The sequence below is a fragment of the Streptomyces sp. AC627_RSS907 genome (assembly GCF_019049165.1).
Genome location: NZ_JAGMUE010000898.1, coordinates 1 through 716 on the forward strand (window position 1 = coordinate 1; position 716 = coordinate 716).

Genomic DNA, 716 nt, shown 5'->3' on the forward strand with positions numbered 1-716 from the left:
GCCCGCGACGGCTCCCGACGCGGCCGACGGGCCCGGCGAGCGCCTCCCTGGTGGAGCGCTCGCCGGGCCCGTTTCGCGTGCCCGCACACCGGGCGCCGGTGGTTCTGGCCGGGGCCCGGCAGGGCCCGGCCCCGGCGTCAGTGCTGACCGGCGGGCGTCAGTCCTTGAGGCGGGCGACCGCCGCCGCGACCCGCTCGTCCGTCGCCGTCACGGCGACCCGTACGAAGCGCTCCCCCGCCGGCCCGTAGAAGTCGCCCGGGGCCACCAGGATGCCGCGCCCGGCCAGGTCGCCCACGGTCTCCCAGCACGGCTCGTCGCGCGTGGCCCACAGGTAGAGCGACGCCTCGCTGTGCTCGATGCGGAAGCCGTACGCCTCCAGCGCGCCACGCAGCGCCGCGCGCCGGCGGGCGTACCGCTCCCGCTGCTCGGCCACGTGCGTGTCGTCGCCCAGCGCCACGACGGTGGCCGCCTGCACCGGCGCGGGCGTCATCAGCCCGCTGTGCTTGCGGATCACGAGGAGTTCGCCGAGCACGGCCGCGTCGCCGGCGAGGAAGGCAGCGCGGTAGCCGGCCAGGTTGGAGCGCTTGGAGAGCGAGTGGACGGCGACGAGGCCGTCGAAGGAGCCGCCGCACACGTCCTCGCGCAGCACCGAGACCGGCTCGGCGTCCCAGCCGAGCTCCAGGTAGCACTCGTCGCTGACCAGCAGCACCCCGTGC

The 716-nt window shown here is 76.8% G+C and carries 1 protein-coding gene; it reads right to left on the reverse strand.

Annotation, left to right across the window (positions count from 1 at the left end):
* Positions 1-157: 157 nt before the first annotated feature.
* Positions 158-716 (reverse strand): aminotransferase class I/II-fold pyridoxal phosphate-dependent enzyme (locus tag KUM32_RS39340; protein WP_217146546.1); only part of this gene is annotated, 559 nt, incomplete at its 5' end.